Origin of the sequence: Rhodococcus wratislaviensis (assembly GCF_900455735.1) — a bacterium.
Taxonomy (GTDB): domain Bacteria; phylum Actinomycetota; class Actinomycetes; order Mycobacteriales; family Mycobacteriaceae; genus Rhodococcus_F; species Rhodococcus_F wratislaviensis.
The window spans coordinates 150,166-174,690 of sequence record NZ_UAUI01000024.1; the positions used below are offsets into that span (position 1 = coordinate 150,166).

General features: G+C 66.0%; 29 protein-coding genes and 1 pseudogene. 13 read left to right on the top strand and 17 right to left on the bottom strand.

The window, feature by feature from the left end; translation table 11 throughout:
• Positions 1-29: 29 nt before the first annotated feature.
• From DTA22_RS26415 to leuC, 3 genes are read right to left on the bottom strand one after another with little or no spacing between them, the layout of a single operon-like run.
• The gene (locus DTA22_RS26415; protein ID WP_112301448.1) at positions 30-806 is read right to left on the bottom strand and encodes an RraA family protein; all 777 of its coding nucleotides are present in this window, start codon (positions 804-806) and stop codon (positions 30-32) included.
• Positions 799-1,416, bottom strand: a complete 618-nt coding sequence (gene leuD, locus DTA22_RS26420; protein WP_112301449.1) for a 3-isopropylmalate dehydratase small subunit — start codon at positions 1,414-1,416, stop codon at positions 799-801. The genes DTA22_RS26415 and leuD overlap by 8 nt, the downstream gene beginning before the upstream one ends.
• Positions 1,417-1,422: 6 nt before the next feature.
• The gene (gene leuC, locus DTA22_RS26425; protein ID WP_112301711.1) at positions 1,423-2,826 is read right to left on the bottom strand and encodes a 3-isopropylmalate dehydratase large subunit; all 1,404 of its coding nucleotides are present in this window, start codon (positions 2,824-2,826) and stop codon (positions 1,423-1,425) included.
• Positions 2,827-3,069: 243 nt separating this feature from the next.
• Here leuC and DTA22_RS26430 point away from each other — a divergent pair, with 243 nt between their 5' ends.
• The 7 genes from DTA22_RS26430 to DTA22_RS26460 all read left to right on the top strand — a co-directional run bounded on the left by DTA22_RS26430 (position 3,070) and on the right by DTA22_RS26460 (position 7,775).
• A complete protein-coding gene (locus DTA22_RS26430; protein ID WP_011593973.1) occupies positions 3,070-3,543 on the top strand; it encodes an Lrp/AsnC family transcriptional regulator in 474 nt (157 codons plus the stop codon).
• Between the two features lie 313 nt (positions 3,544-3,856).
• Entirely contained in the window at positions 3,857-5,275 is a 1,419-nt protein-coding gene (locus tag DTA22_RS26435; RefSeq protein ID WP_112301450.1) for an SLC13 family permease, read from the top strand.
• A gap of 160 nt (positions 5,276-5,435) precedes the next feature.
• Positions 5,436-5,810: a hypothetical protein gene (locus DTA22_RS26440; RefSeq protein ID WP_245973395.1), complete on the top strand. Its 375-nt coding sequence runs from the start codon at positions 5,436-5,438 to the stop codon at positions 5,808-5,810.
• Positions 5,811-6,032: 222 nt separating this feature from the next.
• Positions 6,033-6,215 (top strand): VOC family protein, encoded by a 183-nt coding sequence (locus DTA22_RS37200; RefSeq protein WP_218027721.1) that lies wholly within the window; start codon positions 6,033-6,035, stop codon positions 6,213-6,215.
• 7 nt (positions 6,216-6,222) lie between these two features.
• On the top strand, positions 6,223-6,447 hold the full coding sequence (locus DTA22_RS36500; RefSeq protein WP_218027722.1) for a VOC family protein: 225 nt from the start codon (positions 6,223-6,225) through the stop codon (positions 6,445-6,447).
• A gap of 2 nt (positions 6,448-6,449) precedes the next feature.
• Positions 6,450-6,734: a DUF1905 domain-containing protein gene (locus DTA22_RS26450; RefSeq protein ID WP_037246047.1), complete on the top strand. Its 285-nt coding sequence runs from the start codon at positions 6,450-6,452 to the stop codon at positions 6,732-6,734.
• Between the two features lie 477 nt (positions 6,735-7,211).
• Positions 7,212-7,775, top strand: a complete 564-nt coding sequence (locus tag DTA22_RS26460) for a dihydrofolate reductase family protein (RefSeq protein ID WP_037228657.1) — start codon at positions 7,212-7,214, stop codon at positions 7,773-7,775.
• 178 nt (positions 7,776-7,953) lie between these two features.
• Here the strand turns inward: DTA22_RS26460 and DTA22_RS26465 are convergent, their stop codons facing one another.
• Positions 7,954-9,306: a DUF1254 domain-containing protein gene (locus DTA22_RS26465; protein WP_112301451.1), complete on the bottom strand. Its 1,353-nt coding sequence runs from the start codon at positions 9,304-9,306 to the stop codon at positions 7,954-7,956.
• A 408-nt stretch (positions 9,307-9,714) separates the two neighbouring features.
• Between DTA22_RS26465 and DTA22_RS26470 the strand changes: the two genes are divergently transcribed.
• Complete coding sequence (locus DTA22_RS26470; protein ID WP_245973394.1) at positions 9,715-10,167, top strand: LysR family transcriptional regulator; 453 nt, start codon at positions 9,715-9,717, stop codon at positions 10,165-10,167.
• 38 nt (positions 10,168-10,205) lie between these two features.
• The gene (locus DTA22_RS36880; protein ID WP_245973393.1) at positions 10,206-10,400 is read left to right on the top strand and encodes a type 2 periplasmic-binding domain-containing protein; all 195 of its coding nucleotides are present in this window, start codon (positions 10,206-10,208) and stop codon (positions 10,398-10,400) included.
• On the opposite strand, the gene DTA22_RS26475 is transcribed toward DTA22_RS36880, so the two are convergent.
• The 12 genes and pseudogenes from DTA22_RS26475 to DTA22_RS26530 all read right to left on the bottom strand — a co-directional run bounded on the left by DTA22_RS26475 (position 10,387) and on the right by DTA22_RS26530 (position 20,447).
• Positions 10,387-10,848: a nitroreductase family deazaflavin-dependent oxidoreductase gene (locus DTA22_RS26475; RefSeq protein WP_037235972.1), complete on the bottom strand. Its 462-nt coding sequence runs from the start codon at positions 10,846-10,848 to the stop codon at positions 10,387-10,389. The two genes, DTA22_RS36880 and DTA22_RS26475, sit on opposite strands and share 14 nt — an antisense overlap.
• 172 nt (positions 10,849-11,020) lie before the next feature.
• Positions 11,021-11,863, bottom strand: coding sequence for a metallophosphoesterase family protein (locus DTA22_RS26480; protein WP_112301452.1), 843 nt, complete (start codon positions 11,861-11,863; stop codon positions 11,021-11,023).
• A gap of 29 nt (positions 11,864-11,892) precedes the next feature.
• The gene (locus DTA22_RS26485) at positions 11,893-12,786 is read right to left on the bottom strand and encodes a carbohydrate ABC transporter permease (protein ID WP_112301453.1); all 894 of its coding nucleotides are present in this window, start codon (positions 12,784-12,786) and stop codon (positions 11,893-11,895) included.
• 8 nt (positions 12,787-12,794) lie between these two features.
• Entirely contained in the window at positions 12,795-13,748 is a 954-nt protein-coding gene (locus tag DTA22_RS26490; protein WP_112301454.1) for a carbohydrate ABC transporter permease, read from the bottom strand.
• On the bottom strand, positions 13,748-14,611 hold the full coding sequence (locus DTA22_RS26495; RefSeq protein ID WP_112301455.1) for a phosphodiesterase: 864 nt from the start codon (positions 14,609-14,611) through the stop codon (positions 13,748-13,750). The genes DTA22_RS26490 and DTA22_RS26495 overlap by 1 nt, the downstream gene beginning before the upstream one ends.
• 25 nt (positions 14,612-14,636) lie before the next feature.
• Positions 14,637-15,386, bottom strand: a complete 750-nt coding sequence (locus DTA22_RS26500) for a tyrosine-protein phosphatase (RefSeq protein ID WP_112301456.1) — start codon at positions 15,384-15,386, stop codon at positions 14,637-14,639.
• A 31-nt stretch (positions 15,387-15,417) separates the two neighbouring features.
• Positions 15,418-16,776, bottom strand: coding sequence for an extracellular solute-binding protein (locus DTA22_RS26505; RefSeq protein ID WP_112301457.1), 1,359 nt, complete (start codon positions 16,774-16,776; stop codon positions 15,418-15,420).
• Positions 16,776-17,944: pseudogene (locus DTA22_RS26510) on the bottom strand (ABC transporter ATP-binding protein). Before DTA22_RS26510 ends, DTA22_RS26505 begins: the two are co-directional and overlap by 1 nt.
• A 148-nt stretch (positions 17,945-18,092) precedes the next feature.
• On the bottom strand, positions 18,093-18,962 hold the full coding sequence (locus tag DTA22_RS26515) for a MurR/RpiR family transcriptional regulator (protein WP_112301458.1): 870 nt from the start codon (positions 18,960-18,962) through the stop codon (positions 18,093-18,095).
• Between the two features lie 122 nt (positions 18,963-19,084).
• Positions 19,085-19,390 (bottom strand): hypothetical protein, encoded by a 306-nt coding sequence (locus DTA22_RS26520; RefSeq protein ID WP_112301459.1) that lies wholly within the window; start codon positions 19,388-19,390, stop codon positions 19,085-19,087.
• Positions 19,391-19,508: 118 nt separating this feature from the next.
• On the bottom strand, positions 19,509-19,733 hold the full coding sequence (locus DTA22_RS26525; RefSeq protein WP_037236262.1) for an anti-sigma factor family protein: 225 nt from the start codon (positions 19,731-19,733) through the stop codon (positions 19,509-19,511).
• A gap of 12 nt (positions 19,734-19,745) precedes the next feature.
• Positions 19,746-20,447 carry an RNA polymerase sigma factor gene (locus tag DTA22_RS26530; RefSeq protein WP_037236001.1) on the bottom strand — a complete coding sequence of 234 codons (702 nt, stop codon included), beginning with the start codon at positions 20,445-20,447 and terminating at the stop codon, positions 19,746-19,748.
• Positions 20,448-20,643: 196 nt separating this feature from the next.
• Between DTA22_RS26530 and DTA22_RS36365 the strand changes: the two genes are divergently transcribed.
• The 4 genes from DTA22_RS36365 to DTA22_RS26545 all read left to right on the top strand — a co-directional run bounded on the left by DTA22_RS36365 (position 20,644) and on the right by DTA22_RS26545 (position 24,213).
• Positions 20,644-20,811, top strand: coding sequence for a hypothetical protein (locus DTA22_RS36365; RefSeq protein WP_174233868.1), 168 nt, complete (start codon positions 20,644-20,646; stop codon positions 20,809-20,811).
• Positions 20,812-20,872: 61 nt separating this feature from the next.
• Positions 20,873-21,313, top strand: coding sequence for a helix-turn-helix transcriptional regulator (locus tag DTA22_RS26535; RefSeq protein WP_037236004.1), 441 nt, complete (start codon positions 20,873-20,875; stop codon positions 21,311-21,313).
• 13 nt (positions 21,314-21,326) lie between these two features.
• The gene (locus DTA22_RS26540) at positions 21,327-21,740 is read left to right on the top strand and encodes a VOC family protein (protein WP_005237883.1); all 414 of its coding nucleotides are present in this window, start codon (positions 21,327-21,329) and stop codon (positions 21,738-21,740) included.
• Between the two features lie 52 nt (positions 21,741-21,792).
• The gene (locus tag DTA22_RS26545) at positions 21,793-24,213 is read left to right on the top strand and encodes an ATP-binding cassette domain-containing protein (protein WP_112301460.1); all 2,421 of its coding nucleotides are present in this window, start codon (positions 21,793-21,795) and stop codon (positions 24,211-24,213) included.
• Here the strand turns inward: DTA22_RS26545 and DTA22_RS26550 are convergent.
• Complete coding sequence (locus tag DTA22_RS26550; RefSeq protein WP_112301461.1) at positions 24,198-24,518, bottom strand: DUF2218 domain-containing protein; 321 nt, start codon at positions 24,516-24,518, stop codon at positions 24,198-24,200. The two genes, DTA22_RS26545 and DTA22_RS26550, sit on opposite strands and share 16 nt — an antisense overlap.
• Positions 24,519-24,525 lie beyond the last annotated feature (7 nt).

Sequence of the window (24,525 nt, forward strand, 5' to 3'; positions counted from 1 at the left end):
GTTCCTTCGTGTGATGTCGACGTCGGCGGTCAGGCGGGGGCTGTGCCCGGGGCCAGCCCGGCGACGAGTTCTTCCAGAGTCGCGGCCGCGTCGATGCGGTCGATGAACGCGATCTCGGTGCGGTGAGCGTTTTCGCAGAAGTCGACGACCTGTGGGACGTCGAAGAACGGGATCACGCAGACACCGTCGATGTCGGCGACGACGTAGTCGCCGGGGTTGACCAGATGGCCGCACAGCGAGACCGGACCGTTCATCTGCACGGTCTCGTAGCGGTAGCGGGCGGCGGCGGGATGCCTGGTGGCACTCCACACCGGCAGACCACTTGCGAGGATGGAGCCGGTGTCGCGAATCGCGCCGTCGACGACGCAGCCCCCGATCTGTGCTTTCACCGCCCACCGGGCCGACAGGGCACCCATCACCGCGCCGGACCGCGATCCCGAACAGTCCATGACGGCGACGTCCCCGGGGCGCCCGAGGCCGTAGAGGTCGCGGTCGCCGAAGGTGGTGCCGCGCCCGCTTTCGCGGTTTCCGGTCACGTCCCCTCCGAGGGGCACATACCGCAACGTCACCGCGGGACCGCACATTCGCGCCTGTTCCGAAACCGGTTTCAGCTCGGTCGCAGTGATTGCGGTGCCGATGCCCAGCTCGTCGAGGGCGTCGGCGACGGCGGATGCCGTGTCCGGTATCGCCAGCAACCGGGACACATAGTCTTCGACGTAGCGCGGGATCTCGGTGGTCAGGATCTTCGACTGCGGAACGGTGCCGGTCATGCGCGATCGGGTGTCGGTGAGATCGGTGTCAGCCACGAAGAGCTCCTTCCATCACGACACGCCGCGACGTCGGCAGGGTGCGCCGGCGGGCCGCCTCGTAGGTGTCGATGTCCTCGACGTCGCGCAGGGTCAGGCTGATGTCGTCGTAGCCGCCCAGCAGTCGCCAGCGGGCATTGTCGTCCAGGTCGAACGGGTAAACGGCACTGCTCGCTCGGACCTCCCGTCGGACCAGATCGACGGTGACGGGGATCTCGGGCCTGCTGTCGATCGTGTCCCAGAGTTCGTCGATAACCGACTGCGCGAGCGTCACCGTCAGCAGACCGTTCTTCAGGGAATTGCCGCGGAAGATATCCCCGAACCGCGGGGCGAGGACGGCCTTGAAGCCGAAGTTTTGCAACGCCCAGACCGCCATTTCCCGTGACGATCCGACACCGAAGTTCTTCCCGGCCACCAGGATCGACGCATTCCGGTACTCGGGTCGATTGAGCACGAACTCCGGGTCGAGGCGCCAATCGTGGAGTAAGGCGTCCTCATAGCCCTCCTTGGTCACCCCGGTGCAGAAGCGAGCCGGAATGATCTGATCGGTGTCGACATCGGAAATGCGCAGCGGCGCAGCGATTCCGGTGTATTCAGTAAAACGTTCCATGTGTGGTCAGTCCTTCAGGTCTGCGGGCGCCGTGAGGCGTCCGGTGATCGCGGTCGCGGCGGCCACTGCGGGTGAGACCAGGTGCGTCATCACACCCCGCCCCTGCCGGCCCTCGAAGTTGCGATTGTTGGTCGACGCCGCCCGCTGTCCCGGCCGCAGTCGGTCGTCGTTGAGCGCAACGCACATCGAGCACCCGGAGTACCGCAGCGCGGCACCGGCAGCGGCGAAGATCTCATCGAGGCCTTCCTCGACGGCCTGGGCGCGGACGGCCTCCGACCCGGGAACGACGAGGACGTCGACACCGGGCGCGATGCGCCGACCCTCCCAGACCGCGGCCACCTCCCGCAGGTCCTCGATCCGGCCGTTGGTGCACGAACCGATGAACACCGCATCGACCTCGATGTCGCGCAGCGGCGTCCCCGGAGTCAGCTGCATGTAGGCCAGTGCGCGCTCAGCGGCGGCGCGATCCACCACGTCGACGAATGAGCCCGGGTCGGGGACCTTGGCGTCGAGCGGGACGGACTGGGCGGGAGTCGTCCCCCAGGACACCCGAGGGGCGATGGTGGCGGCGTCGAGGTGCACTTCCTTGTCGAAGACGGCATCCTCGTCGGTGAAGAAGGTGCGCCAATACTCGGCTTCGTCATCGAACGCGGTCCCGGACGGCACGTGCGGGCGGCCCCGCAGGTACTCGACGGTGACCTCGTCCGGGGCGATGAGACCGGCCCGGGCTCCGGCTTCGATGGACATGTTGCACACCGTCATCCGGCCTTCCATCGACAACGCGCGAATCGCCTCGCCCTGGTATTCGATGACGTGGCCCTGCCCGCCGCTGGTGCCGATCTGCTCGATCACCGCAAGGATGAGGTCCTTCGCCGTCGCTCCGGGCGGCAGCTGACCGTCGACGACTACGCGCATGTTCTGCATGGGCGCCATCGGCAGTGTCTGGGTGGCGAGGACGTGCTCGACCTGACTGGTGCCGATACCGAAGGCGAGAACTCCGAAAGCGCCGTGGGTGCTGGTGTGCGAGTCACAGCAGACCAGCGTCATCCCGGGCTGCGTCAGTCCGAGTTCGGGACCGATGACGTGCACGATGCCGCGTGCGGAATCACCGAGTGAGTACAACTCGATACCGAAATCCCGGCAGTTGCGCCGAATGTGGTCGAGCTGCTCGACCGCGCCCGGGTCGGTGATCGTGCGCAGCACGTCGTCGGTCGGCGTGTTGTGATCCTCGGTGCCCAGCGTCAGGTCGGGGCGGCGGACGGTGCGGCCGGCGGCGCGCAGACCCGCGAACGCGGCGGGGGTGTTCACCTCGTGCAGCAGGTGCAGGTCGATGTAGACCAAGTCCGGCTCGCCCTCGACGGAGCGCACCAGATGGCTCCTCCAGATCTTGTCCGCAAGCGTGTAGCCCATGATCAGCACCTGTTCCTTCCTAGCCAACGTTCCACCATCGACCCACTGTGGTGAGGCGGAGTGTGCAGAGCGGCCGTCCTTGGACCGGACCGCCGTGCTCGATGTGACCCACAACATACGCAGACCTGTACCGTGAGATAAACACACGCGCAAAAAATGATGCCAAGTGCTCAACTACCGGCGCCCTCGAAACAACCGGGTGCGCATGTGGACTACTTTCCCGCCCTCACGACAGGAGTACCAGTGGACGGCTTCGACAAACTCGACCTAGACATCCTTCGACTCATCGTCGAAGAACCGCGGGCCGGCGTGCGCGAGTACTCCCGCAGACTCAACATCGCCCGCAACACCGCGCAGGCCCGGATCACCAAACTCGAAAAAGCGGGTGTGATCGTCACCTGGCGCCCTCAAATCAATCTCGCACCGCTGGGCTACGCCGTCATGGCGTTCGTGCACGTCCACATCGCCCAAAGCCAAGTCAACGAAACCCTGGAACGGCTGACCGCGATCCCCGAACTCATCGAGGCCAACACCGTCTCCGGCGAAGGAGACCTCCTCTGCCGCTTCGTCGCCCGAGACAACTCCCACTTCGAAGACGTCCTCCAGTCCGTCATGAAGACCGAGGGCGTGCTGCGCACCCGCTCCGAGATCGTCCTGAGCCGGCGCATCTGGCCCCGAACCATTCCGATCGTGGAGAAACTGCGGGCAGAAAATTGATCTGCCGGATGCCGGGGTAGCCGAGCTTCTGGCTCACTGCCCGCGACACAGCTGAACCATCCGCCGCCCGAGAGCCGGGATACTGAGCTATTGGCTCAACCACCCCGACCGCGACTGGTTCACGTTGAGCACCTGGATGCTTTCTCGGCGGTCGAGTTGATTCTGTGACCGCCATCACCCTTGAATAGCGGGGCACGGCAACGCCACATGCCGTCCCCGGCGGATCAGGCGTCGCCGCTCTCGGCTCACTGCCACCGGTTTACACCGGCAGGCGGCTCGGATCTCCGGGCATCCACCGAAAGGGTTACCTCCGATGCTCTACTTCATCTCGATCGCGGCGCTGATCGCCCTGTTCGCGATCGGCACCATGACACCCATCAACATGGGAGTCTTGGCATTCGCCGCCGCCTTCGTGATCGGCGGCTGGCTGTCCGGACTGTCCATGGACGAGATCTTCGGGTTCTTCCCCGGCAGTATCTTCACCATCATCGTCGGGATCACCCTGCTGTTCGGAATCGCCCGGGTCAACGGCACCGTCGACCTCCTCGTGGGCGGCGCACTGAAGCTTGTCCGAGGCAAACGTTGGGCCATCGTCTGGCTGATGTTCTTCCTCGGCGCCGGCCTGATGACCATGGGCTCGGTACTTGCAGTCGGGATGCTCGCCCCCATCGCCATGCCGATCGCCAAGCGTTACAAGATCGACCCCCTGCTGATGGGCATGATGATCAGCCACGGCGTACTCGGTGCGGCCTTCTCCCCCATCACCGTCTACGGCGCATTCACCAACGGCTGGCTCCAGTCCGCCGGCCTACCCACCAACCCCCTCGCGCTGTACGCCATCCCCCTCGGACTCAGTTTCCTGCTCGCCCTCGGCCTCTTCCTCGTCCGCGGCCGCGACCTGCTCCGTGCCGATGACCAGTCGATCGACATCGACGACCTCACCTCGAGTGACAACCCCACCGTCGCAGGCAGTCCCGCACCGCAACCCCGCGGCGGCGACCTCGTCACAACCGGAGCGAGCGCCGGACAGCGCGCCACCTCAGCCCGACACGGTGCCGGCCCCATGGTGCTGACTACTGGATCGCCGCAGCCCGCCCGCGAACCGGATCGGCTCACCGAGATCGAATCCACCGGATTCACCCCGCTGCGTGTCCTCACCCTGCTCGGCATGGTCGCCCTCCTCATCGGATCCGCCGTTTTCCAGATCGACGTCGGTGTCTGCTCGATGGTCATCGCCGCCATCCTCCTCGTCCTCGCACCGAACAAGCACAAGCCCGCCGTCAACAACGTCACCTGGTCCGCGGTACTCCTCGTCTGCGGAATGCTCACCTACATGAGCGTGCTCAAGGCCAACGGCACCCTCGAATTCCTCGGCGACGCTGCAGCGTCACTCGGATCGCCGCTCCTCACGGCCCTGATCCTCTGCTACGCCGTCGCCGCCGTCTCCGCCGTCGGCTCCTCCATCGGAACCCTCGGCATCGTCCTCCCGCTCGCGGCACCGCTGCTGATGATGGGCGAGGTCGGCCTCATCGGTTTCGTCGCCGCCGTCTCGTTCTCCGCGGTCATCGTCGACGTCAGCCCCCTCTCCAGCAACGGCGTCATGGTCCTTGCCAACGCCCAGGTCCCCGACCGCGACAAGTTCCAACGCTCCCTCTTCAAATACACCGGCTACATCGTCCTTGTCGCCCCAATCCTCGCCTGGCTCTTCGTCGTACTCCCCACCTCGATGTAGTCCTGTCAATGACGACGTCCAGCAGCTGAAGCGCCGGGGCGCCCCATGTGGGGCGACCGGCGCTTCCCCTGTCTACGGTTGGCCGGCGGTTCGGCCTGTCCGGTCAACGATCGTCGTCGGAACCGTACCGACGGAATCCGATCATCATCCAAGAGTTTCCGTGACCGCGGTCTTGGTGGCAGCTCCTGCTCATCCCCTCCGCTGGTTGGTCGCTGCCCTCGACTTCGACATGGTCGTGGACAACGATTTTCAACGCCGGGTTCAGTTCGGGACCTTCTCGGAAGGTGCGGACCTCGCCGTCATCGCCGCCACCGGAACGCTCGATACCGAAGCGGCGGCCATCGACTGGGACGATCCCACAGTCGTATTGCGCGACAGTGAGAACGGCACGATCACCGTCGCCGACGCCATGGCCGACCTCGCCAAGTGGGAAAGGCGGGGGTGGGCGTGGATTGCCGCGGACCGGAACGAGTTCGCCAGCCTCTATCTGCGTGCCAAGCACCCCGAACTCGTACGCGAGTACTCGTATCCCTGAAGGCACCGTCTGCATGGATGCGATATCCCAGTGAACCGGGTTGCGCCCAACCCGCCGCGGAGGCGGCGACCGGACACCGATCGGCGTACGGAACGAGCACCGACTGCTGCCGGCATCCGACATCGCCGAACTCGTCCCGGTGCGGGTTCGGCTTGCGAGACGACCGGTTCACGGCTTGGGCGATGAGTTTCGGGGCGCGGCGGGGTCTGATTGCGTATGACGATGACGACGAGAGTGTTGAGTGTGTCGGTTCCGGTCGCTGACCAGAACGCCGCGCTGAGGTTCTACACCGAGGTGCTGGGCTGCGAACTCCGCACCGACGTGGAGGTGTGGCCGGGTGCACGGCTGCGAGGTCGTGCCACCGGGTTCGAATGTCGCCCTGGTGCTCCTACCGGTCGACAGTGAGATCCCGGTGGCAATCCGGTTGGGCACCTCCGATGCTCAACAGGCCCTCGACAAGGTCCGTGAGGCCGGGGTGACCCTGCACAACCAGGAGCTGGTCCGGATGGAAGGAGTGCCGGCGATGTTCTCCTTCACCGACCCCGACGGTAACGGTCTGGTCTACCTGGAGGAGACCGACCAGAGCGGAGCCTCGGTAAGCGCGACAGCCCCCGACCAGCAGCGCGAAGGAGCATGAGCATGGCAGATCCCCGACCCCTGGACATCACCTTCACCGCTCGCCTGGGCAAGGTCCGTCCCGGGGACACGTGGACGTGTGTGCAGCTACCCGACTCAGCACAGATCTTCGGTACCCGTGGTCTGGTCAAGGTTGCCGGGACCATCGACGCGCACCCGTTCACCGGAGCGTTCATGGCCCTGGGAGACGGAACCCACAAGCTGCCGGTGGCTGCTGCCATCCGCAAGGCGATCGGCAAGAACGACGGTGACGACATCGAGGTCCACCTCACCGAGCGACTGAACTGAACTCACCAGAGGAAGGACGTCCGGTCCGGGATCGTTAATCGGGTTTGGACAGGTCGTACCTGAGTGGCCACGAATGCGAAGCCCTCTAACCGCGCCGGTTGGCTTCTGCCACTCGAAGTCGACCTCTTGGCCAGGGTTGAGCGCTCGGAATCCATCGATTTCGACTTCACTGAAATGCACCCAGCAGCCACCGGGGTCTGCACACAGTCGATGGCGCCCCACCCGTCTTCTCTCTTCCAGAACCGGACAACGCCCCGTGAAGTCATCTCCCGATGATGCAGGAAGCTGCGCCGGTCATCGATCCGCCTGCGGGACGGGTCGGGGACTCGACGTTCGGATGATCCGTCCCAGTCGTTCGCGTCCGTACGCACATCCGCTTGGCGTGGCGGTGAACCAGCCCGCGGTGTGGCCTGACCGATGATTTTCCGCGCCGTGCTGGTCTGTACACCGAGTACCGACTTACGGGAGGCTGACACCATGCGGAAACTGACCTTCGGCATGAACGTGAGCCTGGACGGTTACATCGCCGCGCCCGGCGACGACCTCGGCTGGGGTGTGCCGAGCGACGAACTGTTCCAGTGGTGGTCCGACCGGGTGAGGGCGACAGGCACGGCGCTGTACGGGCGCAAATTGTGGGAGACGATGAGCTCCCACTGGCCGACCGCCGACCAGCAGCCGGCTGCCACGCCGGCGGAGATCGAGTTCGCCCGCCGCTGGCGGGACATGCCGAAGGTGGTGTTCTCCTCGACGACCAGCACAGTCGACTGGAACACCCGCCTGGTCACCGGCGACGCGGTCACCGAGATCGGCCGGCTCAAGGCTGAGGACGGCGGCCCCATGGATATCGGCGGTGCCACACTCGCCGCAGTGGCCATGCGGGAGGGGCTGATCGACGAGTACGTGATCGTCACCCATCCGGTCCTGATAGGTGGCGGCACGCCGTTCTTTGCGGCCCTGGACAACTGGGTGAACCTGACCCTGGTGGAGACCGGGACGTTCCCTGACGGCGTGGTCCTGACCAGGTACGAGACCAGGCGCTGAGTACCCAACCTCGGGGCGGCCCGGGCTTCGGGCCGCCCCAGGATCTCGTGGCGCTGTGTGTCGAGGCGATCGTGATACCCAGTTGAGGAGCGGCTGCTGATCGGCGGCAACCAAGCAGAGGGTTTCGGCGACAATCCCGGCGATCCGATCTGCGAACGCGAGGCATCGGTCGAGTGGGCTACTGCACCGGCTCGAGCGGCGGCTGCGTCCATGCTCCGTCCAGTGCCTCGGCTTTGGGCCAGTACAGGCGCATGAACATGGCGAACGGTCCGCGAGGTGCGGGAAGCCAGTTCGACTCCTTCTCGGTGCCCGGCGACTCTGCCTGAATGTAGAGGGTGAGGCCGCCGTCGGGATCGCGCTGCAGCTGCGGCAGCATCGGCGAGTTGATGAGGTACCGGTTGAGGGGGTTGGCGACGAGCAGGCTCGCCGGCATTTCATACATCGTCAGGGACCAGAATGCGTTGACGGGCGGAAGTTGGCCCGGCGCGAAGCGCAGCGTGTAGCGAGTTCGGCTGGCGTCCAGCGCCGTCCCGTTCGCATCCACGTTATAGGCCGGATACAGGGCTTCGTCTTTCGAGTTACCGTATATTCCCAGTACTGCGCCCGCCATCCGGTAGAGGTAGTTGTTGTCGAGGAATCCGCGTGTTCCAAAGACGTCACCGGCGGTGACCTCGCCCGTGTTCACCTTCGTCTTTTCGAGGTCCGCGAACGCTGCCCAGGCGTCGGCTATGCCGTCCTCGACGGCCTGGGTCACCTCGGGAGAGAGTGAACTCGCGTCGAAAGTCCTTCCAGCGCCGATGCCGAGCGGGGCGAACCGCGCCATCAGGTCCGTTTCGGAGGGGTCCGTCGGACAGAACTGCAGAACAAAATTCAGGATGTCGAAGAACGCCGGCGAGGTGCGCTCCTGTTCGGCGGTGAGCGGCGTGATGAAGTCGACCGTCGGTGCCGGTGCGGGCGCGGGTGTTCCCAGGAAATCCGACAGGGGTTGCACCGTGTAGCCGGCCTGGACGTTCATCACGTTGTCGAGGTCGGCCGGGTCGAACAGCTGCGTTCGATAGGCCGCGAGGACGAACTCCGTGGCGGAAGGGATCACTGCCGTGATCCCCGCCGGTGTCTCTCCCTGCCAGCCCGCACCGGCAATGAGATAGCTGCCGCCGCCGTTGCCGGTGGTGCGGCTTCCGAGGTAGTGGAAGTTGAAGGTGTAGAGGTCGATGAGCTGAACCGAGAAATATCGGCTCTCGTCGATTTCCGGCACGGTGAGCACGACCGGCTCGGCGCGAAGGTCCAAGCCGGCCATGGAGTACGGTGTGTCCGAGTTCGGGGTCTGGATCGTCTTGTCCTCCGGTGTGAAGACGCGCCCCATGTTTCGGATCTGGTTCCAGGGCGCCTTGTACTCGGAGTCGGCGCTGTCGACGAAATAGGAATACTGGACACGGTAACTGTCGACCATCGGGAACCCGTAGATGTACGCCTCCTTGGCGATGGAGCGCGCCTCGTCAGATGTGATGGAATGGGAAAGTTCTGCGTTCATTGCATTCACCGTCCGGTTTTTGCCTGAGCATTGATGCCGTCATTGCGCGGGAGGATCTCACCCGCTCGCCTTCCAAGAGTCTTGTTGACGCGACCTCGCGGTGATCCTTGTTCGGCTCGTGCCCGCGCTGAGCGTGGTGTGTCAGCCGAGCGCCTTCGCCTCGAGGACGTCGAACTCCGCCCGGCTGATGGTGGAGCAGTCTCTCCATGCTCATCGCGACTCGATCCTCGGACACACTTCTCCATTGTGTGCTTGTGGCGCCCGGAAATTTGGCAGATCCCTGCCTCCGTCCGTCGATGGGACCCACCACGTGGAGGATCGTTGACCGGTCAGCGATCCCCTTGCGGTGTTTCATGAGGTCAATGCCCCGAAATGGTTGAATGAGAGACAAACCCAAACTGCGCATAAGTGTCCAGAGCAGATCATGTCGTGTGCCATTCGTTTCACGAGACACGGCGCGTCACACGAACTGCCGAGCGCCTCTCGCTCACCCAGCCGTCGGTCAGCCATTCCCTGAGGCTTCGTGAGGCGTTCGAGGCCATCGACACCACGGTGAGCGGTGTGGGCCAGTTCGATCCCGCGACGTCGCGCCGCACCTTCCGACTCCACGCCACCGACCTCGGTGAAGTGAGTCTGCTGCCGCCGGAGACTGCTCCGGGGGTCGACGTCCACATCATTCCGCTCAACATCGCCGTGGTCGAGACCGAACTCCGGCAAGGGCAAGCCGACGCCGTCATCTGCACCCACGTCGCCGTCGACGTGAGCGCCGGCCACACGGACGTCGACAGATCGTTGTCCTTGCACGGCCACTCACACGACGTCGCGTTACGCATCGCGCATTTCGCGGCCCTCCACAGCTGATCGAGAAGGCGCCCCATCTCTCGATCATCCCCCGGTCGGTGTCCGACAAGTTCTCCCGGATGGCCGACGTGAAAACGTTCGAACTACCGTTTTCCGTTCCAGCGATGGAGACTTCGCTCTATACCCTCAAGAAGGTGCTTCCGGACCCCGGCACTGAATGGTTCCGTGCCACCGTGAGGAAAGCCTTGGGCGCCGCGACGAACCGGGATCCGGATGTGGTTACCGCGCGGTGAGTCGGATCACGGGGTATTCCCGGTCGGATTTGCTCTGGTACTTCGCGATGCGGGGCTGGGCGGTGGCGATGCGCTGCCATGCCTGCTCACGCTCGGCGCCGTCGAGCTGCTGCGGGATCACCGGCGTGGCGTCGTGACCGGGCAATTCGATCGACGCCTTGTCGGGGTGCGCCATCAGATTGGCGTGCCAGTCCGGGTTCTGGCTCCCGCCGCCCGACGCGACGACCAGCCGGGCATCGTCACCGTCGTCGAACCACGCCACCGGCGATTGCCGCGGCTGTCCGCTGCGACGACCGACCGTGTTCAGGATCAGCACGTCCATGCCCATGAACTGGCCGCGGCCGCGTCGGATCTTGCGGTTCATGCGGGCGTTCATCTTTCGCTGCATCCACCGTGAGAACGCTCCGGGGGTGCCTGGCTTCCGCTTGCCTGCCTGGTTGTTCGTCATCCGCTTCTCCCATCGGTCACTTCGCCTCGCGACATCCACGACTGAGCCGCCTGCTCTGCGGCTCTCGGCAATGACGCTAGTGCGGCCCGGTGGTCGGCGCTTCTCGATTCCTGATCGGTTCGGTCATCGCTACCGATGACCGAACCGGGATCGCCATCGTCGCCACTCGACGTCAGCCGACTGCCCTGTGTCCCAATGCGTCGATTGCCTCGGTCACCTCGGGGACGGCCCCGGCCGTGACGTCGTCGAGGCCCGGCACGGATCGGTAGCTCACGCGTACGACCCCGTCGGTGCAGTCGTACTCGACGATGCCGAGTTGGTGGAGCGGCCCGGGCAGCGCGTCACCGTCGCCGGCCACGAACCCGGTGGACGGCGCCCAGACCTCGAGCGTGTCACCCCGTCGCGTCTGCCGATAGCAGTGCAGGTGCCCACTGCCGACGGCAGCGAGTGACACCTTTCCGAGGGCCGTGAGCAACCGGGTGCGGGATTCCCCGATGTCGACGGCATGCCCGACGGGTTCGTCGACCGCGCTCCAGATCGGCTTGTGCAGGAAAACGATCACCCGCTGCGACTCGGGGACGTCCGCGGCGACGTCTTCGATCCAGGCCCACTGCCTGGTCTCCCGGTCGAGACCGGAACCGAAGAGCTCGCTGTTCAATCCGAGGACCGTCCAGTTGTCGGCGTCGTGGCGCCAGTGATCGGGCCCCCACACCGTCTCGAAGGCGGCGATCCGCTCATCGGTGACGCCGATTCCCTGCCAGGGAGCGGAGCCCGGCTCACCGATGTCGTGGTTGCCGGGCACGACGAGCACCGGCGCGGTGAACCGCTGCATCAGTGTGTGGGCGTGCGCTCGGTCGTCGACATCGTCGGGATGGATGATCACGATGTCGCCGGAGTGCACGACGAGATCGGGACGGACCTGATTGTTCACGTAGTCGACGACGAGCTCGAAGTTCTGCTGGGTGCGCCCGCCGCGGGCGGACAGGTGCGTGTCGCTGATCTGGACGATCTTCATCGGAGCTCCTTCGGGTTGTGTTCGGCCGATCATTTGAGGCCCGACCGGACGAATGCGTCGCGCACGTAGCGCTGGAGGAACAGGTAGATCAGAAAGATGGGCAGGCACGCGAGGCCGGACGCGGCCATCACCGCACCCCAGTTGTTGCCTTCCGCGCCGAGGAAGCCGCGAATTCCGATCTGGACGACCGCATTCGACTGCCGCATGATCAGCGAAGGCCACAGGTACTCGTTCCATGCCGAGATGAACAACATGATGCCGAGCGCCGCGAGCGCCGGTCTCATGTTGGGCAGCACCACCTTCCACAGGGTTGACCACGAGTTCTGGCCGTCGATCTGGGACGCGTCCAGCAACTCTCGCGGAAACGCCTCCATGTGCTGGCGCATCAACAGAACACCGAAGGCCGAGCACAGATTCGGGATCACGATGCCGGCAACGGTATTCAGCAGATCCATCTGTGAGATGAGAAGGTAGTTCGGAATCATGGTGACCTGGAACGGCACCAGCCACGATCCCACGAACAGCAGAAACAGCACCTGCTTCCCGAAGAACGTCCACCGCGCGAAGGCGTAGGCGGCCAGGATCGCGACCAGAAGCTGGCTGACGGACATCGCCAGCGCCATGACGAACGTGTTGACGAGCATCGACGCCATCGGAATGGTCTCCCACACGTAGCGGAAGTTGTCCAGACTGAACGGGGACGGTACCGGGCTGACCGACAGGGAGTCCTCGGGACGACGGAATGCGGTGGCGAACATCCAGTACACCGGGAAGATACTGAACACGGTGACGGCGGCGAGCACCACGTGCCCGGTCGCCACCCGGCTGCGGGAACGGGTGGCGACCGGGGCGTCGCCGGGATCGCGGGTCGGGGCGGCGACGGTGGTCGATCGGGCCGGCGCATCGACGAGTGCAAAAGCCATGGGATGTCCTAGTTGTCGTAGAAGCTCAGTCGGTCCGACACACGAACGAACACGACGGCGATCAGGCCGAAGCCCAGAAAGAACAGGGTTCCCGCAGCAGCCGACAATCCTGCGTCGAAATTCTGGAATCCGAACTGGTACAGCAGGTAATAGATGTTGGTGGAGGCACCGCTGGGGCCGCCCTGCGTGACGATGTCGATGATCGGGTACGCCCACTGCGCGCCCAGCAGTATCGTCATGAGTCCGAGGAACACGATCGTCGGGGACAGCAGCGGCAGTGTGATCTTGCGGGTGATCGTCGCTTGTGACGCTCCGTCCAGGGCCGCCGCCGACGCGTAGTCGGGATTGATCCCGGCCAGCCCGGCGGAGATGACGAGTACACCGAAGCCAAGCATCTGCCACCCGACGATCAGCACGACACCGAGCATCGCGAGGCCGGGTTCTCGGAAGACGTTGCCCAATTCGAAACCCAGAGTCGCGGCCACCCGCGGGATCGTGCCTCCCTCGGGGTTGAACAGCCACCGCCAGATTGCGCTGCCGGCCACCGGGGTGATGAGGAACGGGACGAAGATCAAGGCCTGGTAGAGCGTCTTCCATCGTCCGGCAACACGGTTCGACAGCAGCGCGACGACCATCGGCAGCAGCAACGAGAACACCATGAACGCGAGGACGTACACAATCGTGTTCCGCAGTGCCTGATGGAGTTCGGGCAGCGACAGTACGCGAGCGTAGTTGTCCATGCCCACCGGAACCTTCGGACTGGTGGGCACCATGTTCCATTTGTAGAACGACAGGCCGATGGTCTCCCCGAGCGGCTTGTAGATCCACACGATCAGAAGGACGACGGCGGGCAGGAGGTAGAGATACGGCGCGAGACCGCGTCGCACCAGGCCGACCCGCGACGGAGCTGTCGGCATCTCGGCGTGGACGGAGGCGGTCGCGGCCGGAACTTCGACGAACATCAGATGCCGGGCGCCGTGAGCTGCTCGATCGACTGCCGAATTTCGTCCGCAGTCATCTCGTACACCGTGGGGGACACGTCGAGCGGGACCACCGTGTGCAGGACACGGTCGCGGTAGACGTGCACCATGTTGAAACCCTGGGCGCCGTCCTGGCCGCGGATGCTGCCCCGGTCGACGAGGAGGTCCTGGGTGTAGCAGGTCGCCGACGCGACGGACACCGGGATGCCCGCGAACGTGCACGTCGTGGAGAAGTGCAGGTGTCCGGCGAGGATTCCGCGGACGTCTGTCCCCGCCAGCACGGTCTCGAGCCGGTGCTGTTCCTTCAACTCCACCGACTCGATGGCGTCGAGCAGGCCCGGCACCGGCGGATGGTGCAGGGCGAGCAGGGTGCCGTGCGGTGCCGGCTCAGCCAGGACGCCCGTCAGCCAGGCGAGCTGTTCGTCGCTGATCAGCCCGTGGTGGTGACCCGGAACCGTGCTGTCCAGCACGATGATCCGCAATCCGTTGACATCGACGACCGAGTCGACCGAGTCCTGGGTGGGTTCGGCGTCGAGGAGGCCGCTCCGGAAGGCGGGCCGGGCGTCGTGGTTGCCCATCACCCAGATCACCTTCGCGCCGAGGCGCTCCGCGGCGGGCTCGACGATCCGGCGCAGACGCACGTACGCCTCGGGCTCGCCCCTGTCGGCGAGGTCGCCGGTGAACACGATGGCCTCGGGCCGCCGGCCGGCCCTCTCGAGCCGCTCGAACAGCCGGGAGAGGTTGGCGTCACTGTCGACCGAATCATGGAGCAGGGTGCCGTCGGTGACGAAGTGGGTGTCGCTCACATGCAGGATGTAGTGGTCGGGCTCCCCGTACTGGGACATGAAATTTCTCCTGTGGAAGTGGATGTCAGGCGACGAGTGCGCCGCGCAGGTCGTCGAGTTCACGCTCGGTCATGCCGTGGTCGAGGAGGAAGTCGCGGACGCCGCCGTGCGCGGTGGCGATCGAGTCGAGGGTCGTGCGCATCAACACGGCCGGGCTGGCGCCGACCAGGTGATCGACGTCCACGCCGTCGGGAAGACCGCGGGCTCGCATCTTCTCGGCCATGCCGAGCGCCCAGTCGCCGGCCAGCAGAACCTCGGACATCGCGTAGTCGGCGACGATGTCCCGTTGATCGGCACCCACCGCCGCGAGTGTCAGAGCGACGACCAGACCGGTGCGATCCTTTCCCGCGGTGCAGTGAACGACGGTCGGGTCGTCGCCCGAGGCGGCGATGGCACGCACGGCGCGGGTCAAACGATGTCCGTAGTTCTCGACCATGTCGCGGTAGACGACCGCGAGGTCGAAATTCGCGCCGTCGAGGTCGACCTCGCCCTCGTACACCGGCAGATGTTCCACCCGGTGTCCGACGCCGTCGAGGGCGCTCGGGCTGTCGTCCAGCTCCTGCTGTTCGCGGAGGTCGATGACGAGAGCAAGTTTCCGCTCGCGAAGGAGGTCACGGGCCGGCTGGTCGAGCCGGTGAAGCGCGTCCGAACGGAACAGCTTGTTCCACTTGGTGGTTCCGGTGTCCGTCGGGAACCCCCCGAGATCGCGGAAGTTGTAGGTGCCGGTCAGATTCAGGCGTCGATGGTTCGTCGACGCAGGCAGTGTGCTGGTCATTGTGTCGGTGTCTCGTCCTGTTCGGAGGTGGTTACTGAATGAGTTCCTGCACGCGCTCCTGCGCCGCCTGCATGGTTGCGGCCGGGTCCTTGCCGTAGTAGACGGCGTCCTCCACCGCCTGGCCGAGGATGTCGTCGGCCTGCACATAGCTGTTGCCGGGATACGACTCCCAGGCCTCGAGCTTGTCGAGCTGGCCGAGATTGGGAGCCAGGAGGGGGTTGTCGTCGGCCCATTTCTTCAGCGATGCCGGATCCTGGGTGAGGGACGGGCGCAGCGGAAGGTAGCCGATCTTGCTGGAGATCTCGGTGTACGCGTGGTCGCTCGTCATGAACTTGATGAACTCCCACGACGCGCGCTGCTTCGCCGGGTCCTGCGAGAACGTGAACAGAGCCGACCCCGAATTGGTCGGCACGGCGGCATGGCCTTCGAAGGCGGGCATCGGTGCGGCACGCAGGTCCCAGCCACCGGTCGCCGCCGACTTCATGAACATTCCCTGCAGCGCCGACGTCTGCAGCTGAATCGCCACGTCGCCCTTCGCGAAACTCTCGTACTGGGTGGTCGAGTCGAGGTTGGCGAGGACGCCGTCGTCGTACATCTGCCGCAACGCAGTCACCGCCGACACCGCACCGGGCTCACCGAATTCGATGGTCTTGCGGTCCTGCGACAGCACATCGCCGCCTGCCGAGCGGAACAGCGCCTGCATGCACCAGTTTCCTCCCTTCACCGAGCACGACACGGACAGCGCCGGCTTGCCCGTCGCGGCGGTCACCGCCTTGGCGGCGGCTGCGACTTTCGGCCACGTCGACAGATCGGCGTCGGCGGGCAGCCCGGCTTTCGCGAGGGCAGTCGCGTTGTAGAAGAGGGTGGGTGTGGAGAACACGTAAGGGATGCCGTACGTTTCGCCGTCCCAGTCGCCGAGGGTCGCGGCCCGGGGGTGGAACGGGTGCTCCCCACCGAACGTCACGTCCACGGCCTCGGTGCCGAACAGTCCGTCGAGTGACTGGGCGCCGAGTTCGTTGACGGCGAAATCGAGCGTGTCGAAGGTCAATTGGGCAACGTCGGGGGGCGATCCGGCGAGCATCTGTGTCTGCACGCTACTCGCGGTTCCGGCGCCGGACGTGCCGCTGCCCTGCGGCGGCTGGGCCTTCACATGGATGTTCGGGTGCTGCGCCTCGAAGTCGGCGACGAGGCCGTTGATCGTGTCGGACCAGAGCCCGGCCTGTTGGAGGTTGTACGACTCGAAGACGATGTCGACCTGCTGGTCGGGTCCCAGTTCCGGGACCGGTGCGCCGGTGCCCGAAGCGCCCGGCGCGGCCCCGCCGGTGGCACAGCCGGTCAGCGCGGCGGCCACGGCCGCCACTACGACGGCAGAGAATGTCGACCTACGCATCACGCTGCTCCTGTTGCGGAAAGTGTTTCGGAAGAGTGCCCCACGGCCCGTGGGGCCGAGGAGTCGAAATCGGTGAGTTCGGGGACGTCCACCCATTCCAGGCGGCGTCCGGTCGCGCGGTCGAAGAGGTGCACGTCGGTGGGATCCGCGGTGAGGACGGCGGATCGATGGGCGCGCAATGCAATCGGTCGCGGCGCTCGCACGCAGACCGTGGCACCCCCGACCTCGCAGTACGCGACCTGTTCGCTGCCGAGATTCTCGACGGACGTGACGTCGGCCGACAGCCGCACCCCGAGATGATCCGCAGGGTCGGCGACGCGGAGATGCTCCGGCCGGATGCCCAGGACGATGTCGCGGCCTTCGGTCTGTCCCGGCCACAGAGGTGCGGTCACGCCCTCGGCGGACGCGACCACCGTGCCGTTCACCGTGCGGACGCGTGCGTCCAGCAGGTTCATTGCGGGACTGCCGAGAAAACCGGCGACGAACACGGACGCCGGCCGGTCGTAGACGTCCTCGGGTGTTCCGACCTGTTCGAGTCCGCCGTTGTTCAGCAGGGCGATCCGTGTCGCCATCGTCATCGCCTCGACCTGATCGTGGGTGACGTACACGAACGTGGCCCCGAGTCGGCGATGGAGTTCGGTGAGTTCGCGCCTCGTCGCGGTCCTGAGCTTGGCGTCGAGGTTGGACAGCGGCTCGTCCATCAGGAACGCCTTCGGATTGCGCACGATCGCGCGCCCGACCGCGACGCGTTGCCGCTGGCCACCGGACAGTTCCTTCGGCTTCCGGCCGAGCAGGTGCGCGATGTCGAGTTGCTGCGCGACGGCCTCGACGCGCTCGGCGGCCTCCGACTTGCGCATCTTCTTCACGCGCAACGGAAACGCGAGGTTCTTCGCGACGCTGAGGTGCGGGTAGAGCGCGTAGCTCTGGAAGACCATCGCGACGTCGCGGCGTCGCGCGGGCGCGGCGGTGATGTCGTCGTCGTCGAGCAGGATCCGTCCGCTGGTCGGTTCGAGCAGGCCCGCGAGCATCCTCAGCAGCGTGGTCTTTCCGCATCCGCTGGGCCGAGGAGGACCAGGAAGTCGCCGTCCCGGATGTCGAGGTCGATGTTGTCGACTGCGGTGAAATCTGCGAACTTTCGACTCAGATTCTCGATCCGAATCCTGCCCATTGGCCTCTCCCGATGAAATGACGTTACCCAATCTCGGCGAGACGGGGAATTTCGTTACATCGGTAGTTAGCCAGGGTCAGGTTAATGGTGGGCGAATGGCTGTCCAATCATCGGTGATGCTTCGCGCAACGGCTGTAGCAGGATGCCGTCACGGATGGATCAGCGGCACAATCTGTTTGAAAGTCTCGGCTGCCGCCTCGGCCGAGCCGCCCCGCGCCCGGCAGACGGCGATCTGCAGGCTGATGAGGAACGCGAGCTGCACCACCGTGGCCGAGGCGCCCAGGCCGCCCCAGGGTCCGCTGCCGCCACCGATGACCAGTCCGATGTCTGATTTCTCCACGAGGGTCGAACGGGCGTAGCTGGTGACACCGATGACCGTGGCCCCCGCCGCCCGGGCCGCCTCGACCGGGCGCAGGGTGACGGAGTTCAACCCGCTGTCGCTCACCGCGAGGCACACGTCGCGGGACGTCAGGTGTCCGGCAGTCAACTGTTGGATCACGGCGTCGGTCGGTGCCTCGGCGTGGCGGCCGTTGAGAATGAACCGCACCGCCACGGCTGCCGCCGACGGTCCCGAACCGCCGTTGCCGACGACGAGCACGCGCTCCGCCTCCGCGAGCGCCCTCACCGCCCGCTCGAACGAGTCTTCGTCGAGCGGCGCCAGAGCGCCGGCGAGATCCGTCGCCAGTTCGCCGAATACCGCCCGCACCAGTCCGGCACCGTTCTCTTCGACGGTCAGTGCTCCCGCCGACTCGGTATCGGCCGACCCCAGATCCCTCAGCAGCAACATCCGTAGGTGTTGGAACCCCTTGAAGCCCAGATTCTGGCACGCACGGATGACGGTGGCGGTCGACGTCTCAGCGTGTTCCGCGACATCGGCTGCCGACCACCACGCAACATCCTGGGGGCGCTCCACGCACACGTCCGCCACGCGCCGCTCGCTCGGAGCCAGCTTGGGCGCGACGGCGCGGATGGCGGACAACGTGGCCCCCACAGGCGGATCGATCGGTGACGCAGTCATGGGCCTTGAATAACACACCGCGGTGAACGAAGTGTGCGAGAGCGCAAGGCCGGTGACCGATCGCGTGGAGACCGAACCGTGGAGTGCGGCGAAAGATGCTGTCCCTCAACGGGTACGCAACCTCAGTTGAGTGGGACGTTCCAGATGATCGGGACCTGGTCGGTGGGCATGTTCTCGGCCCGGCGTTCCTGCCGCTGGTCGCGCTGCCGATCGCGGGTCCGGTCGTCGTTGCCACCGGGGATGTCGCGACCGGTGTCAGGGGCCGCCACTGCGGCGACCGGGTGTTCCGCGGCCGGGGCAACCGCGCCCGCGACGCCGACGGGAAGGACGCCGAGTGCGGCTACAGCCACCACCACGGTCACGATCCGCTTCCGCAGCGAGCCGCGGTGGGTGCGTCGGTCGTCTTGGTGCGAATGTGTGGCATTCATGGTCTGAATTCCTGTCCGAGTGCCGCGAACCCGACGTTCACGGCTACTCGAACGGTGTCCGCGAGGGCGCGAAACGTTACACCCTGCCGGACATTATTTTTGCGGTGATTTCCCGCAGCTAGCGCCACTCCCGGAACGCGGCGAGCAGGCGGTCCCGCAACGTCGGATCGAGCTCGTCCGGGGGGAGCGCGCCGAGGGTGTGCACCGTCTGCTCGATCTGCTCGAGATAGGTGGCGCATCCCGGGCATTCGCCCAGATGGGATTCGAATCGGACCCGGGCATCGGGATCCATGTCATCCTCGAGGTAGGCCGTGACGAGTTCGACGAGGTCCTGGCAGTCCATGTCTTCCATGTCTCACGCTCCCGTTCCAAGATAATCCTCGAGGGCCTGGCGGACGTGTGCGCGACCCCGATGCAGCAGCACCCGCTGGTTCGCCGGGGTGATCGAGAGCATCGCAGACACTTCATCGGCGTCGTAGCCGAGGACGTCGCGCAGCACGACCACGATCCGCTGGCGGTCGGGTAGGTGTTCGAGTTCGCGGCCCGCGACGTCGAGCACCTCCGCACCGAGAACCGATCCTTCGGGGGTTTCCGGCCAGCTGGTCGGCGGAGTCGCCCAGTGGTGTGGATCCTCCGGGGAGGAGGCCGGCAGGAACCGGGCCGGGTCCACGGCGGCGCTGCCCGTGTAGGCGGCCAGTGCGGCGTCGAAATCGTGCCGGTCCCGCACTCCCCGTTTCTTGGCGATGTTGACGAGTATCCGGAACAGCCAGGTACGGAGTGTGGAGCGGCCTTCGAATCGGTCGATGCCCTGGAGCACGGCGATCCAGGTTTCCTGGACGACGTCCTCCGCGACTTCGGTGCTGGCGACATATCCGCGCGCCACGCGCAGCATCATCGGCGTGTGCAGGTCGACCAGTTCGGCGAATGCCGACTCATCCCGTGCACGGAGAGAGTCGACGAGGCACTGCTCGTGCGAGGTATCGATCTCGGTCATCCGCTCCTCCTCGGTGATCGAGGCGCTCCGGAAGCGTGGCCGCGTGAGGCGGCCGGATGACATCCAACACTACCGATCTCGGCGGCAGCCGTCGATCGGGCGCCCGATCTCGTGGTGGTAGGGCCGAACGGCCCTTTCTCGGCCTCGCGGTGCGGGGAAGACTCGATGCGGAGGGGTGGCGGGCCGCGGCGACGCGGTAACGGTCGCGGCGGCCCGGGTGCCCCAGGCAACGACCGGACCTGGCCAGGGAGGGCGACGCATGGACTTTCGGCGAACTCCGCTGGCGCGTTCGGAGAATTACTGGGAGCAGCTGGGGTCAGTGGAGGCTCGCCACCTGGACGGTGCGGAGCGGGACCGGCCCCCCGCGCCGGACGAACAGGTCTCGCTCGTCGACCACTGTCGAGGTGCCACCCCCGACTCGGCATGAGGAGCCTGAGCGCGGCGAGAAACGCTAGGCAACTCCGGTGCGACGTGGCACGATTTCGTATGTGACGAGCAGTACCGCTGAGAACCAGCGCCTACGCGACCTCGCGCTGCTGCGCCGCGTCCGCGACCGGATCGATCGGGAGCACGCGCAGCCGCTGGACGTCGAGTCCCTCGCCCGTGGAGTGAACATGTCGGCCGGGCACCTCAGCCGCCAGTTCCGGCTCGCGTACGGCGAGTCCCCGTACTCGTACCTGATGACGCGGCGCATCGAACGGGCGATGGCGCTGCTGCGCCGCGGCGACCTCAGTGTCACCGAGGTCTGTTTCGCGGTCGGCTGCTCGTCGCTGGGCACCTTCAGCACCCGTTTCACCGAGCTGACCGGGGTCCCGCCCAGCACCTACCGGCGCCAGGAGGCGGACGCGGCGGCGGGCATTCCGTCGTGCGTGGCGAAACAGGTCACGAGACCGATCAGGAATCGAGAAGCGCAGGTCGCCGATTCGTAATTATCGTGATCCCATGGACATCACAATTCACCAGACCTACCTGCCGCAGGACGACCCGGACGCCGCTCTGGCTTTCTATCGCGACACTCTCGGCTTCGAGGTCCGCAACGACGTCGGATACAACGGGATGCGCTGGATCACGGTCGGTCCGGCCGACCAGCCCGGCACGTCCATCGTTCTGCATCCGCCTGCCGCCGACCCCGGCATCACCGACGACGAGCGCCGCACCATCGCCGAGATGATGGCCAAGGGCACCTACGCAGCCATCAACCTGGCCACCAGGAACCTCGACGGCGTCTTCGAGAAGCTGCAGGCCAGCGACTCCGCGGAGGTCGTTCAGGAGCCGACCGAGCAGCCGTACGGGGTTCGTGACTGCGCCTTCCGCGATCCCGCGGGCAACATGGTTCGTATCCAGGAACTGCGCTGATCCACGCCGACGGAGACCGCGAATGCGGCTCCGCCCAACAGATGGAGACACGATGAGCATGGCCACGAAGGCGGACACGACGGGGCGAGCGAAGCGACGGGAAAACTCGGAGTCGCCGGATCTGCACCTTGCGGACAGTCACGATCTCATCCGCGTGCACGGCGCGCGCGAGAACAACCTCAAGGACGTCAGTGTCGAGCTCCCGAAACGCCGGCTGACGGTGTTCACCGGTGTCTCCGGCTCGGGCAAGAGTTCGCTGGTGTTCGCCACGATCGCCGCGGAGTCGCAGCGGATGATCAACGAGACCTACAGCGCCTTCGTGCAGGGCTTCATGCCGTCACTGGCGCGACCCGACGTCGACGTCATGGACGGGCTGACGACGGCGATCATCGTCGACCAGGAGCGGATGGGCTCGAACCCCCGCTCCACCGTCGGCACCGCCACCGACGCCAACGCGATGCTGCGCATCCTGTTCAGCCGGCTCGGGAAGCCGCACATCGGCTCACCCCAGGCGTTCTCCTTCAACGTCGCGTCGATCTCCGGCGCAGGCGCGGTCACCATCGAGCGCGGTGGCCAGGAGACGAAGGAGCGGCGGAGCTTCAGCATCACCGGCGGCATGTGTCCGCGATGCGAGGGCCGGGGCGCGGTCACCGACTTCGACCTGACGGCGCTGTACGACGACAGCAAGTCGCTGAACGAGGGCGCGCTGACGATCCCCGGCTACAGCATGGAGGGCTGGTACGGCCGCATCTTCCGGGGCTGCGGCTACTTCGATCCGGACAAGCCGATCGCGAAGTTCACCAAGAAGCAGCTGCAGGACCTGCTCTACAAGCCGCCGACCAAGATCAAGGTCGAGGGCGTCAACGTGACGTACGAGGGCCTGATCCCGAAGATCCAGAAGTCGTTCCTGGCCAAGGACGTCGATGCCATGCAGCCGCACATTCGCGCGTTCGTGGAGCGGGCGATCACATTTGCCACCTGCCCCGACTGCGACGGCACCCGACTCAGCGAGGGCGCCCGATCGTCGAAGATCAAGGGGAAGAACATCGCCGACGTCTGCACGATGCAGATCAGCGACCTCGCCGACTGGGTCCGCGGCCTGAAGGAACCGTCGGTGGCCCCACTGCTCACCGGGCTGCAGCATCTGCTCGACTCGTTCACGGAGATCGGGTTGGGGTACCTCTCACTCGACCGGCCGTCGGGCACCCTGTCCGGAGGAGAGGCGCAGCGCACGAAGATGATCCGGCACCTCGGTTCGTCGCTCACCGATGTCACCTACGTCTTCGACGAGCCGACGATCGGCCTGCACCCGCACGACATCCAGAGGATGAACGGCCTGCTGCTGCAGTTGCGCGACAAGGGCAACACGGTGCTGGTCGTGGAGCACAAGCCGGAGGCGATCGCGATCGCCGACCACGTCGTCGACCTCGGCCCGCGCGCCGGCACCGAGGGTGGCCAGGTGGTGTTCGAGGGCACCGTCGAGGGTCTGCGGGCAAGTGACACACTCACCGGGCGGCATCTGGACGACCGCGCGTCGTTGAAGCAGTCGGTGCGCACCCCGTCGGGGGCGCTCGAGGTGCGCGGCGCAGACAGCCACAACCTGCGCGGCGTCGACGTCGACATCCCACTCGGCATGCTGGTGGTCGTGACCGGCGTGGCGGGCTCGGGCAAGAGCTCGCTGATCCACGGTTCGGTGTCCGGGCGGGACGGGGTGGTGTCGATCGACCAGGGCGCGATCAAGGGCTCCCGGCGAAGCAACCCGGCGACCTACACCGGACTGCTCGAGCCGATCCGCAAGGCGTTCGCGAAGGCCAACGGCGTGAAGCCGGCACTGTTCAGCTCCAACTCCGAGGGCGCCTGCCCCACGTGCAACGGCGCCGGAGTCATCTACACCGACCTGGGCGTGATGGCCACCGTCGAATCCCCCTGCGAGGAGTGCGAGGGGAAGCGGTTCCAGGCCGAGGTGCTCGAGTATCACCTCGCCGGGCGGGACATCAGCGAGGTCCTCGCCATGTCGGTGGCCGAGGCCGAGGAGTTCTTCGGTTCCGGGGAGGCACGGATCCCGGCGGCTCACAAGATTCTGCAGCGGCTCGCCGACGTCGGGCTCGGCTACCTCAGCCTCGGACAGCCGCTCACCACGCTGTCCGGCGGCGAACGGCAGCGGCTCAAGCTGGCCACCGCGATGGCCGACAAGGGCGACACCTACGTTCTCGACGAGCCGACCACCGGCCTGCACCTCGCCGACGTCGAACAGCTGCTCGGACTGCTCGACCGGCTCGTCGACTCCGGGAAGTCGGTCATCGTCATCGAGCATCACCAGGCGGTCATGGCGCACGCCGACTGGATCATCGACCTCGGCCCGGGCGCAGGCCACGACGGCGGCCGGATCGTGTTCGAGGGCAGGCCGGACGATCTGGTGTCCGCTCGCTCCACCCTCACTGGCGAGCACCTCGCGGCCTACGTCGGCACCTGACCGCCCCTCACCCATGCGACTGTCAGACCGTCACGTTCGCCGAATCTGACGAGATGCCTTCCGACGACGTCTTCCAGTCGGGGCAGCTCGCCGGATTCGGCGACGAGGTGCAGGTGTACTTCGCCCTCTCCGGCGGTCACCGTCGCTCGGCCGCCGGCCAGGTCGATCCAGCCGGATCGTGTGTCCGGTGTCCACTCGCCGCCGTTGCGGCGTCCGAGGTGGGATACGAGTTGTTTGCCGTACCGTTCGGGGCGGTCGGTGCGGACGGTCGCGTGCGATTCGCCGCCTGTGATGTCGCCGGTCATGTCGGTC

Bases quoted from the DNA above. Each gene is read 5' to 3' on its own strand.
- DTA22_RS26460 (WP_037228657.1), top strand. From the start codon at position 7,212: ATGCGGAAACTGACCTTCGGCATGAACGTGAGCCTGGACGGTTACATC.
- DTA22_RS26485 (WP_112301453.1), bottom strand. From the start codon at position 12,786: ATGGCTTTTGCACTCGTCGATGCGCCGGCCCGATCGACCACCGTCGCC.
- DTA22_RS26450 (WP_037246047.1), top strand. From the start codon at position 6,450: ATGGCAGATCCCCGACCCCTGGACATCACCTTCACCGCTCGCCTGGGC.
- DTA22_RS26520 (WP_112301459.1), bottom strand. From the start codon at position 19,390: ATGAATGCCACACATTCGCACCAAGACGACCGACGCACCCACCGCGGC.
- DTA22_RS36365 (WP_174233868.1), top strand. From the start codon at position 20,644: ATGGACTTTCGGCGAACTCCGCTGGCGCGTTCGGAGAATTACTGGGAG.
- DTA22_RS26495 (WP_112301455.1), bottom strand. From the start codon at position 14,611: ATGTCCCAGTACGGGGAGCCCGACCACTACATCCTGCATGTGAGCGAC.
- DTA22_RS26435 (WP_112301450.1), top strand. From the start codon at position 3,857: ATGCTCTACTTCATCTCGATCGCGGCGCTGATCGCCCTGTTCGCGATC.
- DTA22_RS26540 (WP_005237883.1), top strand. From the start codon at position 21,327: ATGGACATCACAATTCACCAGACCTACCTGCCGCAGGACGACCCGGAC.
- DTA22_RS37200 (WP_218027721.1), top strand. From the start codon at position 6,033: ATGACGACGAGAGTGTTGAGTGTGTCGGTTCCGGTCGCTGACCAGAAC.
- leuC (WP_112301711.1), bottom strand. From the start codon at position 2,826: ATGGGCTACACGCTTGCGGACAAGATCTGGAGGAGCCATCTGGTGCGC.
- DTA22_RS26490 (WP_112301454.1), bottom strand. From the start codon at position 13,748: ATGTTCGTCGAAGTTCCGGCCGCGACCGCCTCCGTCCACGCCGAGATG.
- DTA22_RS26500 (WP_112301456.1), bottom strand. From the start codon at position 15,386: ATGACCAGCACACTGCCTGCGTCGACGAACCATCGACGCCTGAATCTG.
- DTA22_RS26505 (WP_112301457.1), bottom strand. From the start codon at position 16,776: ATGCGTAGGTCGACATTCTCTGCCGTCGTAGTGGCGGCCGTGGCCGCC.
- DTA22_RS26530 (WP_037236001.1), bottom strand. From the start codon at position 20,447: ATGTCATCCGGCCGCCTCACGCGGCCACGCTTCCGGAGCGCCTCGATC.
- DTA22_RS26480 (WP_112301452.1), bottom strand. From the start codon at position 11,863: ATGAAGATCGTCCAGATCAGCGACACGCACCTGTCCGCCCGCGGCGGG.
- leuD (WP_112301449.1), bottom strand. From the start codon at position 1,416: ATGGAACGTTTTACTGAATACACCGGAATCGCTGCGCCGCTGCGCATT.
- DTA22_RS26545 (WP_112301460.1), top strand. From the start codon at position 21,793: ATGAGCATGGCCACGAAGGCGGACACGACGGGGCGAGCGAAGCGACGG.
- DTA22_RS26475 (WP_037235972.1), bottom strand. From the start codon at position 10,848: ATGACGAACAACCAGGCAGGCAAGCGGAAGCCAGGCACCCCCGGAGCG.
- DTA22_RS26550 (WP_112301461.1), bottom strand. From the start codon at position 24,518: ATGACCGGCGACATCACAGGCGGCGAATCGCACGCGACCGTCCGCACC.
- DTA22_RS26515 (WP_112301458.1), bottom strand. From the start codon at position 18,962: ATGACTGCGTCACCGATCGATCCGCCTGTGGGGGCCACGTTGTCCGCC.
- DTA22_RS26465 (WP_112301451.1), bottom strand. From the start codon at position 9,306: ATGAACGCAGAACTTTCCCATTCCATCACATCTGACGAGGCGCGCTCC.
- DTA22_RS26525 (WP_037236262.1), bottom strand. From the start codon at position 19,733: ATGGACTGCCAGGACCTCGTCGAACTCGTCACGGCCTACCTCGAGGAT.